The 15,490-nt window shown below is 54.4% G+C and carries 11 protein-coding genes, 2 tRNA genes and 1 rRNA gene; 11 read left to right on the top strand and 3 right to left on the bottom strand.

Going from position 1 to position 15,490, the window contains the following annotated elements; genetic code table 11:
- Positions 1 to 34: 34 nt before the first annotated feature.
- A complete protein-coding gene (gene rfaH, locus OCH02_RS19935) occupies positions 35 to 523 on the bottom strand; it encodes a transcription/translation regulatory transformer protein RfaH (RefSeq protein ID WP_012004725.1) in 489 nt (162 codons plus the stop codon).
- Between the two features lie 244 nt (positions 524 to 767).
- Here rfaH and pepE point away from each other — a divergent pair, with 244 nt between their 5' ends.
- From pepE to fre, 3 genes are all read left to right on the top strand, one after another.
- Entirely contained in the window at positions 768 to 1,493 is a 726-nt protein-coding gene (gene pepE, locus OCH02_RS19940) for a dipeptidase PepE (protein ID WP_261432661.1), read from the top strand.
- Between the two features lie 88 nt (positions 1,494 to 1,581).
- Positions 1,582 to 3,078: a 4-hydroxy-3-polyprenylbenzoate decarboxylase gene (ubiD, locus tag OCH02_RS19945; protein ID WP_135314738.1), complete on the top strand. Its 1,497-nt coding sequence runs from the start codon at positions 1,582 to 1,584 to the stop codon at positions 3,076 to 3,078.
- Positions 3,079 to 3,128: 50 nt separating this feature from the next.
- Entirely contained in the window at positions 3,129 to 3,830 is a 702-nt protein-coding gene (gene fre / locus OCH02_RS19950; RefSeq protein ID WP_259191899.1) for an NAD(P)H-flavin reductase, read from the top strand.
- Between the two features lie 170 nt (positions 3,831 to 4,000).
- Here fre and fadA read toward each other — a convergent pair whose 3' ends face one another.
- A complete protein-coding gene (gene fadA, locus OCH02_RS19955; protein ID WP_012004729.1) occupies positions 4,001 to 5,164 on the bottom strand; it encodes an acetyl-CoA C-acyltransferase FadA in 1,164 nt (387 codons plus the stop codon).
- A gap of 10 nt (positions 5,165 to 5,174) precedes the next feature.
- Positions 5,175 to 7,364: a fatty acid oxidation complex subunit alpha FadB gene (fadB, locus tag OCH02_RS19960; protein ID WP_261432663.1), complete on the bottom strand. Its 2,190-nt coding sequence runs from the start codon at positions 7,362 to 7,364 to the stop codon at positions 5,175 to 5,177.
- Between the two features lie 233 nt (positions 7,365 to 7,597).
- Here fadB and OCH02_RS19965 point away from each other — a divergent pair, with 233 nt between their 5' ends.
- From OCH02_RS19965 to OCH02_RS20000, 8 genes are all read left to right on the top strand, one after another.
- Entirely contained in the window at positions 7,598 to 8,794 is a 1,197-nt protein-coding gene (locus OCH02_RS19965; protein ID WP_261432664.1) for an MFS transporter, read from the top strand.
- A 117-nt stretch (positions 8,795 to 8,911) separates the two neighbouring features.
- Positions 8,912 to 10,243, top strand: a complete 1,332-nt coding sequence (gene pepQ / locus OCH02_RS19970) for a Xaa-Pro dipeptidase (protein WP_261123605.1) — start codon at positions 8,912 to 8,914, stop codon at positions 10,241 to 10,243.
- Positions 10,243 to 10,857 carry an IMPACT family protein gene (locus OCH02_RS19975; RefSeq protein ID WP_261432665.1) on the top strand — a complete coding sequence of 205 codons (615 nt, stop codon included), beginning with the start codon at positions 10,243 to 10,245 and terminating at the stop codon, positions 10,855 to 10,857. The genes pepQ and OCH02_RS19975 overlap by 1 nt, the downstream gene beginning before the upstream one ends.
- 34 nt (positions 10,858 to 10,891) lie before the next feature.
- Positions 10,892 to 12,343: a Trk system potassium transporter TrkH gene (trkH, locus tag OCH02_RS19980; RefSeq protein WP_012004734.1), complete on the top strand. Its 1,452-nt coding sequence runs from the start codon at positions 10,892 to 10,894 to the stop codon at positions 12,341 to 12,343.
- Between the two features lie 22 nt (positions 12,344 to 12,365).
- Positions 12,366 to 12,899 (top strand): menaquinone-dependent protoporphyrinogen IX dehydrogenase, encoded by a 534-nt coding sequence (gene hemG / locus OCH02_RS19985; protein ID WP_261432666.1) that lies wholly within the window; start codon positions 12,366 to 12,368, stop codon positions 12,897 to 12,899.
- Positions 12,900 to 13,318: 419 nt separating this feature from the next.
- A 16S ribosomal RNA gene (locus tag OCH02_RS19990) occupies positions 13,319 to 14,852 on the top strand.
- A gap of 102 nt (positions 14,853 to 14,954) precedes the next feature.
- Positions 14,955 to 15,031, top strand: a tRNA-Ile gene (locus tag OCH02_RS19995).
- A 123-nt stretch (positions 15,032 to 15,154) separates the two neighbouring features.
- Positions 15,155 to 15,230, top strand: a tRNA-Ala gene (locus tag OCH02_RS20000).
- Positions 15,231 to 15,490: the final 260 nt, after the last annotated feature.

A 15,490-nucleotide genomic window follows, 5' to 3' on the forward strand; every position in this document is an offset into this window, starting at 1 on the left:
CCAATAAAAAAGGCGCCTTGGGCGCCTTTTTACATTACAGCTTTTGGAACTGTCGGTTGTCCACGCTTTGGCTGACCTGTTTGTTGATCAGGTTGAGCAACAGCATTGAGCGCGCTTCGCCGTCCGGCTCGGTGTAAATCGCCTGCAGCCCTTCGAATACCCCATCGACGATCAACACGCTATCGCCGGGTTGCGGCGTTTCCGGGTCGACGTAGGTTTCGCAGGTGTGAGTCTGCAACTCTTCGATTACCTTCTGCGGGATCGTGGTCGGCGTCGAACCAAAGCGCACGAAGTGGCTGACACCACGCGTTGCACTGATGGTGGTGGTATGGATCCGCTCCGGATCGAATTCCACAAACAGATAGTTGGGGAACAGGGGTTCGCTGACCGCGATGCGTTTGCCGCGTACGATCTTTTCCAGCGTAATGATCGGGCTCAGGCAATTCACTTCCTGCCGTTCCAGATGTTCCTGCGCCCGTAAGAGCTGGCCGCGTTTGCAATACAATAGATACCAGGATTCCATAATTTCACATGCCTTTCTGTCAGCCGGTAAGCATATCAAAAGCCAATACGGATACATAGTGATGCAAGTTTCAGCATGTAACAGACGCTATCTACATGAATCGTTAGCAATTAGCGAGGGGTCACACACTTATCCGCACGGCTTGGGTATAACAGAGGGCTAAGAATTTGCTACCGTCGCAGTATGCCTTGGGGCGCTGTCGTCTGATGTGACGGTATTCATCGTTTTTGATTGAGGGGGAGAAATGGAGTTATTTCTGTTGAGCAACGGCAAGCTGTCCGGTGAAAGTGAACTGCTGGGGTATGCCAAGAGCCATCTGTTGGCGATGATCGCGCGCCGCAGCATTACGTCCGCCGTCTTTATCCCATATGCCATGATCCGCAGTGATTACGATCAGCGCGCGCAGGAGCTGGCGCAAACTCTGGGCATCAAAGTCACCAGCATTCACCATGCCGAGTCCCCAGCTGCGGCGATTGAACAGGCGGAATGTATCCTGGTCAGCGGTGGCAATACCTGGATGCTGAACCAAATGCTGCATGAGAAGGGCCTGATTGTCCCGATCCAGCGGGCTGTTCGTGAACGTAACGTCCCCTATGTTGGCTGGAGTGCCGGTTGTAACGTGGCTACGCCAAGTATACGTACCACCAATGACATGCCGGTACGCAATAGCGTAGTGTTGCCGGCGTTGAGCCTGTTCCCGGTGCAGATTAACCCGCATTACATTGACGCCCATATCAGTGGCCACATGGGTGAAACCCGTGATGAGCGCCTGGCGGAGTTCTGTGCGGTTAATCCGAGCGAATCTGTGGTGGCGCTGCGCGAGGGCAGCCTGTTGCACGTTGAGGGCAATGAATTGCGATATTTCAGTGCCAGAGACCAGGGCTTCAAGGTGTTCCGCCACGGCGTAGAGACCCAGGAGTATCAGGATACGCAGGCATTACGTCCGATGGTGCCGTTCACGTGCCACTGAGTGCCGGTGAGGTCTTTACCGGTGTTTAACAAAAGTGCAGCAACAACCGTGAAGAGGGCTTATAATGCCCTCCTCACTGGCCGTTATAATGATCAGCATGAAATACCGTGACTTACGCGATTTCCTCTCGTTGCTGGAAAAGAGAGGGGAACTAAAACGCATCAGCCAGCCGATTGATCCCTATCTGGAAATGACAGAAATTGCCGATCGTACTTTACGTGCGGGCGGCCCGGCATTGCTGTTCGAAAACCCGAAAGGGTATGACATGCCGGTGCTGTGCAATCTGTTCGGTACTCCCGGTCGCGTAGCGATGGGGATGGGCCAGGAAGACGTCAGCTCGTTGCGCGAGGTCGGCAAGTTGCTGGCGTTCCTTAAAGAACCGGAGCCGCCAAAGGGCTTTCGCGATCTGTTCGATAAACTGCCGAAGTTCAAGCAAGTGCTGAACATGCCGACCAAGGTGCTGGGTTCAGCGCCTTGTCAGGAGCAGGTATGGCAGGGGGATGACGTCGATCTCAGCCGTATTCCGGTGATGCACTGCTGGCCGGAAGATGCCGCCCCCTTGATCACCTGGGGCCTGACCGTGACCCGCGGCCCGCAAAAAGAGCGACAGAACCTGGGTATTTATCGCCAACAGGTGCTGAGCAAGAATAAAGTCATCATGCGTTGGCTGTCGCACCGCGGCGGCGCGCTGGATTATCTGGAATGGTGCCAGGCGCACCCCGGTGAGCGTTTCCCGGTTGCAGTTGCGCTGGGCGCAGACCCCGCTACTATCCTCGGCGCGGTCACGCCAGTGCCGGATACCCTGTCTGAATATGCCTTTGCCGGGCTGCTGCGCGGCAACAAAACTGAAGTGGTCAAGTGTATCTCCTGCGATCTGGAAGTCCCCGCCAGCGCGGAAATCGTGTTGGAAGGTTATATCGAACCGGGAGAAATGGCGCCTGAAGGCCCTTATGGCGATCACACCGGTTACTACAACGAAATTGACCACTTTCCGGTATTCACCATCACCCACATCACTCAGCGTCGTGACGCCATTTATCACTCGACCTATACCGGCCGTCCGCCGGATGAACCGGCGGTGTTGGGCGTGGCGCTGAATGAAGTCTTCGTTCCTATCTTGCAAAAGCAGTTCCCGGAAATTGTCGATTTCTACCTGCCGCCTGAGGGTTGCTCATATCGCCTGGCGGTGGTGACTATCAAGAAACAGTATGCCGGTCACGCCAAGCGCGTAATGATGGGGGTCTGGTCGTTCCTGCGTCAGTTTATGTACACCAAGTTTGTTATCGTCTGCGATGATGACGTCAACGCACGCGACTGGAATGATGTGATTTGGGCGATCACCACCCGAATGGATCCGGCAAGGGATACCGTTTTGGTGGAGAATACGCCGATCGATTATTTGGACTTCGCCTCACCGGTTTCCGGTTTGGGATCGAAGATGGGGCTGGATGCCACCAATAAATGGCCGGGTGAAACCCAGCGCGAATGGGGCCGTCCGATTCAGATGGATGAAAAGGTGCGTGCGCGCGTCGATGAAATCTGGGATGAGCTCGCAATTTTCAGTGACAGAGAACCGACGCTTTAGCGCCAGGCTTTGTTCTCAGCTTTGCATTGATGACCCGACAGAGGGAACGCATGACAATATTGAGCTGTAAAGTGACCTCCGTAGAGGCCATTACCGATACGGTTTATCGGGTACGCTTGGTGCCTGAGGCACCGTTTTCTTTCAAGGCAGGACAGTATCTGATGGTGGTGATGGATGAGCGCGACAAGCGTCCGTTCTCACTGGCCTCCATTCCGTCAGACCAGGATTACATTGAGCTGCATATTGGCGCTTCGGAGCTGAATCTGTACGCCATGGCGGTAATGGATCGCATTCTGAAAGAGCAGGCGATTACCGTTGATATCCCGCACGGTGACGCCTGGTTGCGTGAAGAAGGCAGCCGTCCCCTGGTGTTGATCGCTGGCGGCACGGGTTTCTCCTACGCGCGCTCGATTCTGTTGGCCGCGCTGGAGCAGCAGCCGGATCGCGATATCTCCATCTACTGGGGCGGACGCGAACTGAAGCACCTGTATGACTTGAGCGAGCTGGAAGCGCTGTCGTTGCGGCATCCTAATCTGAAAGTCATTCCGGTGGTTGAACAGCCGGAAGAGGAGTGGCGTGGCCGCAGCGGCACAGTGCTCAGCGCGGTGCTGCAGGACTTCGGCACGCTGGCAGAGCACGACATTTATATTGCCGGCCGCTTCGAGATGGCCAAAATCGCTCGCGAGCGTTTCTGCGCCGAACGTGGCGCGCTGGAAGCGCATATGTTTGGCGACGCCTTTTCGTTTATCTGAGGCGCGAAGCAGTAGCAAACGGGGTGGCTAATGGCTGCCCCTTTTTATTGAGGCGTCAGCAGAATTCAGGCATAAAAAAACCCGCCCCTGACAGGCGGGAAGTACGGCAACTAAACTTGGTGGGATGCTGCGGTTTGAAGTGTTGACGCAGTCATCCCAAATAGACACAGCTAAACGCGTTCAAAAACGGTGGCAATCCCCTGACCCAGACCAATACACATGGTTGCCAGACCAAACTGCACATCGCGGCGTTCCATATTGTTCAGCAGGGTAGTCGAGATACGTGAACCCGAGCAGCCTAATGGATGGCCCAGAGCAATGGCGCCGCCGTTCAGGTTGATCTTGTCGTCGATGCTGTCCAACAGCCCCAAATCCTTGATGCACGGCAGTGACTGGGCGGCAAAGGCTTCATTCAGTTCAAACAGATCGATGTCCTGCACGCTCAGCCCGGCACGTTTGAGCGCCAATTTGCTGGCAGGCACCGGGCCGTAGCCCATGATGGAAGGGTCGCAACCGACTACCGCCATCGAACGAATACGGGCGCGGGCTTTCAGGCCAAGCGCTTTGGCGCGTGATTCACTCATCAACAACATGGCAGAGGCACCGTCGGACAATGCTGAAGAAGTCCCGGCGGTCACGGTACCATTGACCGGGTCAAATGCCGGGCGCAGCGCTGCCAGGCTGGCGACGGTGGTTTCCGGGCGGATGACTTCGTCGAAGTCATAACGGGTCAGCACACCATCGGCGTCGTGGCCGGTGGTTGGGATGATTTCATTCTTGAAATAGCCGGCCAGGGTGGCGGCATGCGCACGTTGGTGCGAGCGTGCTGCGAACTCATCCTGCATCTGGCGGCTGATATTGTGCATCTTGGCCAGCATCTCGGCGGTCAGCCCCATCATACCGGCGGCTTTTGCCACGCTGCGACTCAGGCCCGGGTGGAAATCCACACCGTGATTCATCGGTACGTGACCCATATGTTCTACGCCACCAATCAGGCTGACGTGTGCATCGCCGACCATAATAGCGCGTGCGGCGTCGTGCAGCGCCTGCATGGATGAGCCGCACAGTCGGTTGACGGTGACCGCCGGGACACTGTGTGGGATCTCGGCCAGCAGCGAAGCGTTACGGGCGATGTTAAAGCCCTGCTCCAGCGTTTGCTGCACGCAACCCCAGTAAATGTCGTCAATTTCGGCGGCATCCAGCGACGGATTACGGCTCAGTACGGCGCGCATCAGGTGAGCGGAAAGATCTTCAGCACGTACCTGGCGGAAGGCGCCGCCTTTAGAGCGGCCCATCGGCGTGCGTACGGCATCAACAATAACTACGTTTTCCATCTTTATGACCTCATGCCGGTTGGCCAGTGGAGACATCGGACAGCGGCGCTGCCACCGGGTAGTAGCTTTCATTATGTTCAGCTTTGGCGCGTAGGCCGGCAGGCACCTGATACAAAGCGCCGAGATGCGCATAACGCTGGGCCAGTTCGACATAATTGGCGGTGCCAAGCGTATCCAGGTAACGGAACGCCCCGCCGTGGAACGGAGGGAAACCGATGCCGTAGACCAGCGCCATATCGGCTTCGGCCGGGCTGGCAATAATGTTTTCTTCCAGACAGCGCACCACTTCGTTAATCATCGGGATCATCATGCGGGCGATAATTTCTTCGTCGCTGATGGTCTGACGCGGTTGGCTGACTTCGGCCAGCAGCACATCGGTCTGCTCATCGTTGTCTTTACGCGGCTTGCCTTTGTTGTCCTGGCTGTAGCGATAGAAGCCCAACTGGTTTTTCTGGCCAAAACGCTGGTTATCGAACATCACGTCGATAGCATCGCGGTAATCTTTGCTCATACGCTCAGGGAAACCGGTCGCCATCACCGCCTGGGCGTGGTGCGCGGTATCAATCCCCACGACGTCGAGCAGATAAGCCGGGCCCATTGGCCAACCAAACTGTTTTTCCATCACTTTGTCGATCTGGCGGAAGTCCGCACCGTCGCGCAGCAGCATGCTGAAACCGGCAAAATACGGGAACAGTACACGGTTGACGAAGAACCCTGGGCAGTCGTTAACCACAATCGGCGTTTTACCCATACGGCTGGCATAGGCCACCACGGCGGCGATGGTGCTGTCGCTGGTCTGCTCGCCGCGGATAATTTCCACCAGTGGCATGCGGTGTACCGGATTAAAGAAGTGCATGCCGCAGAAGTTCTGTGGGCGCTTCAGCGATTTCGCCAGGTGATTAATCGGAATGGTCGAGGTATTGGACGCCAGCACGGTATTTTCACCGATCAAGCCTTCCACTTCGGACAATACTGCCGCCTTAATCTTTGGATTCTCGACCACGGCTTCGACGATTACCTGAGCGCGTTCGATACCGGCATAATCCAGCGTCGGTTGAATGGTCGACAGCACCTGGGCCATCTTCATGCCATCGAGCTTGCCGCGTTCCAACTGCTTGTTCAGCAGTTTGGCGGCTTCATTCATACCGAGTGTCAGGGATTTGTCGCTGATGTCTTTCATGACAACCGGCACGCCTTTTAGTGCCGACTGGTAGGCGATGCCGCCACCCATGATACCCGCACCCAACACTGCAGCCTGCTTCGGTGCTTCGACACCTTTTGCCAGTTTCTTCGCCTGACCTTTCACAAACTGGTCATTAAGGAAGATGCCGACCAGTGCGCGGGCCTCTTTGGAACGGGCCAACGGTACAAAGCTGGCGGTTTCCAGTTTCAGTGCTTCATCACGGCCCAGCCTGGCCGCGGCCTCAATGGTTTTGACTGCGGTCATTGGCGCCGGATAATGTTTACCAGCGGTTTGCATCACCATGCCTTTGGCGGTGGTGAAGCTCATGGCCGCTTCGATAGGGCTGAGTTTCAACGGCTCGAGCTTTGGCTGACGATAAGCGCGCCAGTCCAGTTTGCCCTCAATCGCCTGGTGCAGCATTTTCAGCGCGGCATCTACCAGCTTCTCCGGTGCAACTACCGCATCCACCAGGCCGACCTTCAATGCATCTTTGGCACTGACGTCCTTACCGGCGGCGATAATTTCCAGTGCGCTGTCGTTACCCAAAAGGCGTGGCAAGCGAACCGAGCCGCCGAAGCCCGGCATAATACCCAGCTTGGTTTCCGGCAGGCCGATACGCGCATCCGGAGACGCAACGCGGAAGTCGGTCGCCAGAATACATTCGCAACCGCCACCGAGCGCATAGCCGTTAATGGCCGAAATGGTCGGTACCGGCAGATCTTCCAGCCGGTTAAAGATCGCATTGGCGAAGTTCAGCCACTGCTGCAGCTTTTCAGCCGGGGCAGCAAACAGCGAAAGGAATTCGGTGATGTCGGCGCCGACAATAAAGGCTGCCTTGGTAGAACGCAGCAGCAGGCCTTTCAACTCGGTCTGCTTTTCCAGCACCGCGAGCGCTTCGCCCAGGCTGGCAACGGTGCGGGTATCGAGCTTGTTTACCGAGCCTGGGGCATTGAACACCAGCTCGGCGATGCCGTTGTCGAGCCAGTGCAGTTGTAATGTTTCGCCTTGGTAGAGCATGTCTATCTCCTGAATCAGCGTTTGATCTGGTATGACCAGATGATGAGGAGTGTGGTTTTTATGTTAACAATATGCAAATGAGAGATTGCATTTTTGCTGGTCTGATCACATGGCTCTGAGTTAGTGCTTTGATTTAAAACGAAGTTATATTTTATGCTTTATGGTGATTTGTCGACGAGTGAAAGCCTTCATACACTTGCCGGAGCAGAGTGTTGCTCACGCAGAGGTGCGAAATGAGTAAAGCGGTATGTGTAAAACACAGCGGTTTCTGGAGTATCCCCGCCAGAACCATGACGCTGGCTTGTCTGCTGGTGTTTATGGCGCAGATGGCGACGACGGTGTATTTGCCTTCATTACCGACGGTGATGCAGGAACTGGCAATGACGCGCCGCGCCACCGAACTTTCTATATCGATATTCGTGATAGGAGCCGCCTTACCGGTGTTGTTCTGGGGGGCTGCGGCCGATCGTTTTGGCCGTCGCCTGCCGCTGACACTGTCTCTGGCGTTGTTTATCAGTTGCAGTGCTCTGCTGGCATTTTGCAGTAACGGTACTCAGTTATTAGTGCTGCGGGCACTACAGGGGGTTGCCGCCGGAGGTGCTGCAATCATCGCGCGCATTATTGTTCGTGATAACTGGAGCGGTGATGAACTGGCAAGGCGTCTTTCGGTACTGTCGGTAGCCTTTATCGCCGCGTTGGGCGGTGGGCAGTTTATCGGTGGGCTGCTCAGTCAGTATTCACACTGGCAAATGGGTTTCGTGGTGATGGGGCTGACCGGACTGGCGATATTGTTACTGATGGTGACGCTGCCACTGGAAGCGGGCCGCACCTTGGGCCAGCGCCCGGCCATGGTGGCAACCTATTGGCTTATTCTGCGTCGCCCGGGGTTCTTCTGGCCTGCCATTGTCGGCGGATTGGGGTTTGCTACTACTGTCACTCTGCAGGAAGTTAGCCCGTTTATCATGCAGCAGGGGTTTGGCCTGAATGTTACCGCCTTTGGGGCTCTGGGGCTGGTGATCGGCGTGGCTTACTTTACCGGAGCAATGGCAGTAAACCGGACGGTTGCACGCTTTGGCGGTAAGCGGCTGATGCAGGCGGGGACGAGTATCGTCGCCGTTGCCACTGCTGCGATAATGGTGCTGTGGTGGAGCGGTGTGCTGGTGGGGCTTTCCGGTATGACAGTCTTCATCGCTTTGTATTGTTTGACGATTTTTGGCCAGGCGGTACTGTTCCCTAATAGCATGGCGATGGCCGTTAGCGATGCCAAAGATCAGGGTGCCTACGCCATGGCGTTATGCGGCTTTCTGCAACAGTGTCTGGCAGGCATAGCTGCAGCCGGCGCGGTTCTACTCGAACATCACGGCCTGTGGGCGGCCGCTATCGCGTTGCTTGGTCTGGTCGCCTGGTTAATTGTTAAGCTACGGATGTAACGACGTTTACAGCGATTTGCGAACCGCTCCGCATGCCAGAGCTGATGGGGTTGGTGCACCTGAACGGTGTGCTAAGATGACTCATTCCGTTCTAATGGTATGTATAAGGGTATTGTGATGGAAACGCTGGCTTCTTTGTATAACGACCACCTGGCAGAACTGCAAAAACGGGCGCGTGAAGTGTTAACGCGCAACAAACTGGATGCGCTGCTGATTCACTCAGGAGAGCTGCAACGGATATTCCAGGACGATCGCAGCTATCCGTTCAAAGTGAACGCGCACTTTAAGGCTTGGGTGCCAGTTACCTCGGTACCCAACTGCTGGCTGTGGGTGGACGGCGTTAACAAACCGAAGCTGTGGTTCTATTCGCCGGTCGACTACTGGCACAGCGTTGAGCCACTGCCGGAGAGTTTTTGGACCAAGTCCGTTGAACTGATGCCGTTGGCTAATGCTGATGATATCGCGCAGCAGCTTCCTGCCCAGCGTGAGCGTGTGGGTTATATCGGCTATGCGCAACAACGTGCACGCGATCTCGGTATCCTGGCAGAAAACGTCAATCCGAAAGCGGTGTTGAATTACCTCGATTTCCATCGCTCAATCAAAACCGGCTACGAGTTGGCCTGCATGCGCGAAGCACAGAAAACCGCGGTTATGGGGCACCGTGCCGCTCATGAGGCCTTTCTGTCCGGCATGAGTGAGTTTGATATCAATCAGGCTTACCTCACCGCCACGGGGCATCGCGACACCGATGTGCCTTATGACAACATTGTTGCGCTGAATGAGCATGCGTCGGTGCTGCATTACACCACGCTGGATCATCAGCCACCGTCCGAAATGCTGAGCTTCCTGCTTGATGCCGGTGCCGAATATAACGGTTACGCCGCCGATCTGACTCGTACCTACGCTGGCCAGAGCGGCAGTGACTTCGCGCATCTGATAAAAGATCTTAACGGTGAGCAGCTGGCACTGATGGATACCATCAAAGCCGGAGTGCGTTACACCGATTACCATGTGCAAATGCATCAACGTATCGCCAAATTGCTCAAGAGCCACAAGCTGGTGACCGGCATCAGTGAAGAAGCCATGGTTGAACAGGGGCTGACCACGCCATTCCTGCCACACGGTCTGGGCCATCCTCTGGGGTTGCAGGTGCATGACTCTGCCGGCTTTATGCAGGATGAACAGGGTACCCATCTGGCCGCTCCGTCCAAATACCCGTACCTGCGCTGCACCCGCGTGTTGCAACCTGGCATGGTGTTAACCATTGAGCCCGGTATGTATTTTATTGATTCCCTGTTGGCGCCATGGCGCAGTGGCGAATTCAGTCAACACTTTGCCTGGGATCGCATCGATGCGCTGAAACCTTATGGTGGTATCCGTATTGAAGACAATATCGTGATCCACGAAAAGCGTATCGAGAACATGACGCGCGATCTGAATCTGGCCTGATGCAGCCTTACCCGATCCCGGCAGGCCCCGTCAGTGTCAGCGAAGAAATAAAGAAGAGCCGTTTTATCACCCTGCTGGCACCGACCGGCGGGGTTGATGTTGCAAAGGCGTTTATTCAGCAGGTTCGTGATGAACACCCTGCGGCCAGGCACCATTGCTGGGCATTTGTCGCAGGATCACCGACTGACTCACAACAGTTGGGCTTTTCCGACGACGGCGAACCTTCCGGAACGGCGGGTAAACCTATTCTTGCCCAACTAATGGGCAGTGGAATCGGCGAAATCACCGCCGTGGTCGTGCGTTACTACGGCGGTATCAAGTTGGGCACCGGTGGTTTGGTGAGAGCCTACGGCAGTGGTGTGCAGCAGGCATTAAAGCAATTGGCCGTGAGCTATAAAATCCCGCAGGCCGAATATACTTTGCAATGTGACTATGCTCAGTTGGCATTGGTAGAGAATTTATTGCAGCAAACTGAAGGACGGATAGTGCAGGGGGAATATGGCGCTTCCGTCAGGTTGCATCTGGCTTTACCTGTCAGCGGTGTCGAAGCGTTCGGGAATAAATTACGTGATCTCAGTCGCGGTAATTTGCAATTAACCCCCATTTCGCAATAATTCCCCCAACTGAATTGCTAAGGATCGTGCTGAAATGCATTTTCGCGCTATAACCCGTATCGTTGGTTTGCTGGTCATCCTGTTCTCCGGGACGATGTTTATTCCTGGGCTGGTGGCATTGATATACCGCGATGGGGCGGGGCGGGCGTTCAGCCAAACCTTCTTTGTGGCGGTAACCATCGGCCTGATGCTGTGGTGGCCCAACCGTAAACAAAAGCATGAGCTGAAGCCGCGAGAGGGTTTTCTGATTGTGGTGTTGTTCTGGACGGTGCTGGGCAGCGTCGGGGCATTACCGTTTTTATTTTCGGAGCGGCCTAATCTTTCGCTGACCGATGCCTTCTTCGAATCGTTTTCCGGTTTAACCACCACCGGGGCGACGACGCTGGTGGGGTTGGACTCACTACCCAAAGCCATTTTGTTCTATCGACAGATGCTGCAATGGATGGGCGGGATGGGGATCATTGTGTTGGCCGTAGCGATACTGCCGATCCTCGGCGTCGGCGGCATGCAGCTGTACCGCGCAGAAATGCCAGGCCCACTGAAAGATAATAAAATGCGGCCTCGCATTGCTGAAACGGCCAAAACCCTGTGGCTGATTTATGTCCTGTTGACCATTGCCTGTGCACTGGCGCTTTGGGGGGCAGGCATGTCAGTGTTTGACGCCATCGGCCATAGCTTCTCGACTATCGCTATTGGCGGTTTCTCTACCCATGACGCCAGCATCGGTTATTACGCCAGTCCGACCATCAACACTATCATTGCTATTTTCTTGCTGATCTCCGGTTGTAACTACGGCTTGCACTTCGCCTTGCTGAGCGGCCGCAGCCTGAAAGTTTACTGGCGTGATCCTGAGTTCCGTATGTTCATTGCCGTGCAGTTGACGCTGGTAGTGGTGTGTACTGCCGTGCTGTGGGGGCATGGTGTCTACAAAACCGGTATGGAAACGGTCAATCAGGCGTTCTTCCAGGTGGTATCTATGGCGACAACGGCTGGCTTTACCACCGACAGTATTGCCAAATGGCCGTTATTCCTGCCGATGTTGTTGCTGTGCTCTGCATTTATTGGGGGCTGTGCCGGCTCGACCGGTGGCGGTCTGAAGGTGATTCGCATTCTGCTGCTGTATTTACAGGGCTCGCGTGAGCTAAAAAGGCTGGTGCACCCTAATGCGGTTTACACTATCAAGTTGGGTAACCGCGCGCTGCCGGAACGCATCCTGGAGGCGGTATGGGGGTTCTTCTCCGCTTATGCGCTGGTGTTTATCGTCAGCATGCTGGCGATTATCGCCACCGGCGTGGATGATTTTTCTGCCTTTGCTGCCGTAACGGCGACGCTGAACAACCTTGGGCCTGGGTTGGGCGTGGTGGCGGATAACTTCACTACTATGCCTGCACCGGCGAAGTGGATCTTGGTTCTGACGATGCTGTTCGGGCGCCTTGAAGTCTTTACACTGCTGGTTCTGTTCACGCCGACGTTCTGGCGTGAATGATCCTGATAGAAGGAGTAACGCCGTGAAGGCACTGATTCTTTATTCTAGCCGTGATGGGCAAACACGCTCTATTGCTTCTTATATTGCAAGCCAATTGCAGGATACGCTGCGCTGTGACGTGATCGATTTGCTACAGGCGGATAATGTAGACCTCAGCCAGTATCAGCAAGTGCTGATTGGTGCCTCAATACGCTATGGCCATTTCCATCCGAAGCTGGATAAGTTTGTTAAGCGCCATGCTGAGCAGTTGAACCAGATGCCGAGTGCGTTTTTTAGCGTTAACCTGACCGCCCGTAAGGTAGACAAGCGTTCGCCACAGACCAACGCCTATACCCGCAAGTTCCTGTTGTCTTCTCCCTGGCAGCCAAAACAGTGTGCCGTGTTCGCCGGCGCGCTTCGCTATCCACGTTATCGCTGGTTCGATCGAGTCATGATTCAACTTATTATGCGTATGACGGGGGGCGAAACAGATGCCAGTAAAGAAGTGGAGTACACAGACTGGCAGCAGGTGGACCGTTTTGCTCAGGAGTTTGGACATATTCAGTATGAAAAGTGACGAAAACGCTGACTTGTGCAGCGCTTTGTTGAAATAATCCGCGCTTGAAAAGTTTTTTGCATTTAGGGGTTGCGGCCTTCTGAGAACTCCCTATAATGCGCCTCCATCGACACGGAACATGTGAACAACTTCACAGAGTCTCCGGGGTTCGAAGAGAAAAAATCCTGAAATTTAGGGGTTGACTCTGAAAGAGGAAAGCGTAATATACGCCACCTCGAGATAGCGCGCTACGGCGGCTAACTCACTGCTCTTTAACAATTTATCAGACAATCTGTGTGGGCACTCCACAAGACGATATCCAGAACCTTCGGGTTCGAAAAAATATCAAGTCTTGAAGAGTGACCAAGCAATAAGTTGTTTNGACTATTACGAAAGTTATTTTCGAGCATCGCTTCACGAGTTGAAGCAAATCAAGCTTTTAATTGAAGAGTTTGATCATGGCTCAGATTGAACGCTGGCGGCAGGCCTAACACATGCAAGTCGAGCGGTAGCACAAGAGAGCTTGCTCTCTGGGTGACGAGCGGCGGACGGGTGAGTAATGTCTGGGAAACTGCCTGATGGAGGGGGATAACTACTGGAAACGGTAGCTAATACCGCATAACGTCTTCGGACCAAAGTGGGGGACCTTCGGGCCTCACGCCATCAGATGTGCCCAGATGGGATTAGCTAGTAGGTGGGGTAATGGCTCACCTAGGCGACGATCCCTAGCTGGTCTGAGAGGATGACCAGCCACACTGGAACTGAGACACGGTCCAGACTCCTACGGGAGGCAGCAGTGGGGAATATTGCACAATGGGCGCAAGCCTGATGCAGCCATGCCGCGTGTGTGAAGAAGGCCTTCGGGTTGTAAAGCACTTTCAGCGAGGAGGAAGGGTTCAGTGTTAATAGCACTGTGCATTGACGTTACTCGCAGAAGAAGCACCGGCTAACTCCGTGCCAGCAGCCGCGGTAATACGGAGGGTGCAAGCGTTAATCGGAATTACTGGGCGTAAAGCGCACGCAGGCGGTTTGTTAAGTCAGATGTGAAATCCCCGCGCTTAACGTGGGAACTGCATTTGAAACTGGCAAGCTAGAGTCTTGTAGAGGGGGGTAGAATTCCAGGTGTAGCGGTGAAATGCGTAGAGATCTGGAGGAATACCGGTGGCGAAGGCGGCCCCCTGGACAAAGACTGACGCTCAGGTGCGAAAGCGTGGGGAGCAAACAGGATTAGATACCCTGGTAGTCCACGCTGTAAACGATGTCGACTTGGAGGTTGTGCCCTTGAGGCGTGGCTTCCGGAGCTAACGCGTTAAGTCGACCGCCTGGGGAGTACGGCCGCAAGGTTAAAACTCAAATGAATTGACGGGGGCCCGCACAAGCGGTGGAGCATGTGGTTTAATTCGATGCAACGCGAAGAACCTTACCTACTCTTGACATCCAGAGAATTCGCTAGAGATAGCTTAGTGCCTTCGGGAACTCTGAGACAGGTGCTGCATGGCTGTCGTCAGCTCGTGTTGTGAAATGTTGGGTTAAGTCCCGCAACGAGCGCAACCCTTATCCTTTGTTGCCAGCNGGGAACTCAAAGGAGACTGCCGGTGATAAACCGGAGGAAGGTGGGGATGACGTCAAGTCATCATGGCCCTTACGAGTAGGGCTACACACGTGCTACAATGGCGTATACAAAGAGAAGCGAACTCGCGAGAGCCAGCGGACCTCATAAAGTACGTCGTAGTCCGGATCGGAGTCTGCAACTCGACTCCGTGAAGTCGGAATCGCTAGTAATCGTAGATCAGAATGCTACGGTGAATACGTTCCCGGGCCTTGTACACACCGCCCGTCACACCATGGGAGTGGGTTGCAAAAGAAGTAGGTAGCTTAACCTTCGGGAGGGCGCTTACCACTTTGTGATTCATGACTGGGGTGAAGTCGTAACAAGGTAACCGTAGGGGAACCTGCGGTTGGATCACCTCCTTACCTAATGATATTGATTGCGTGAAGTGCTCACACAGATTGTCTGATGAAATGAAAGAGAGCATAAGGCTTAATCTTCGCGGTTAAGTCTTAAAGCACCTTGTCGGGTCTGTAGCTCAGGTGGTTAGAGCGCACCCCTGATAAGGGTGAGGTCGGTGGTTCAAGTCCACTCAGACCCACCAATTCTCTCCTATCCTGCGTTGTCGCCCTATTCGTTTATGTGAATAAACGTCGTAGGACTTCGCTTTGACTAGAAGCGAATTGGCGAAGGTAGTAGATAAGGTGTAAAAATGCTTTTCTGATATGGGGCTATAGCTCAGCTGGGAGAGCGCCTGCCTTGCACGCAGGAGGTCAGCGGTTCGATCCCGCTTAGCTCCACCATATCAAAAAATCTTAAAACTGATTCGCAAGAGTCATGTTTAAGATATTGCTCTTTAACAATCTGGAACAAGCTGAAAATTGAAACATGACAGCTGAAACTTACTCCTCCGTAGATGTACTTGGAGTAAGGACTAACCTGTCATAGAGTCTCTCAAATGTAACAGCGCGAAAGTGGAAACACTTTTGGGTTGTGAGGTTAAGTGACTAAGCGTACACGGTGGATGCCTAGGCAGTCAGAGGCGATGAAGGGCGTGTTAATC

The sequence above is a fragment of the Serratia quinivorans genome (assembly GCF_946227985.1).
GTDB lineage: Bacteria > Pseudomonadota > Gammaproteobacteria > Enterobacterales > Enterobacteriaceae > Serratia > Serratia quinivorans_A.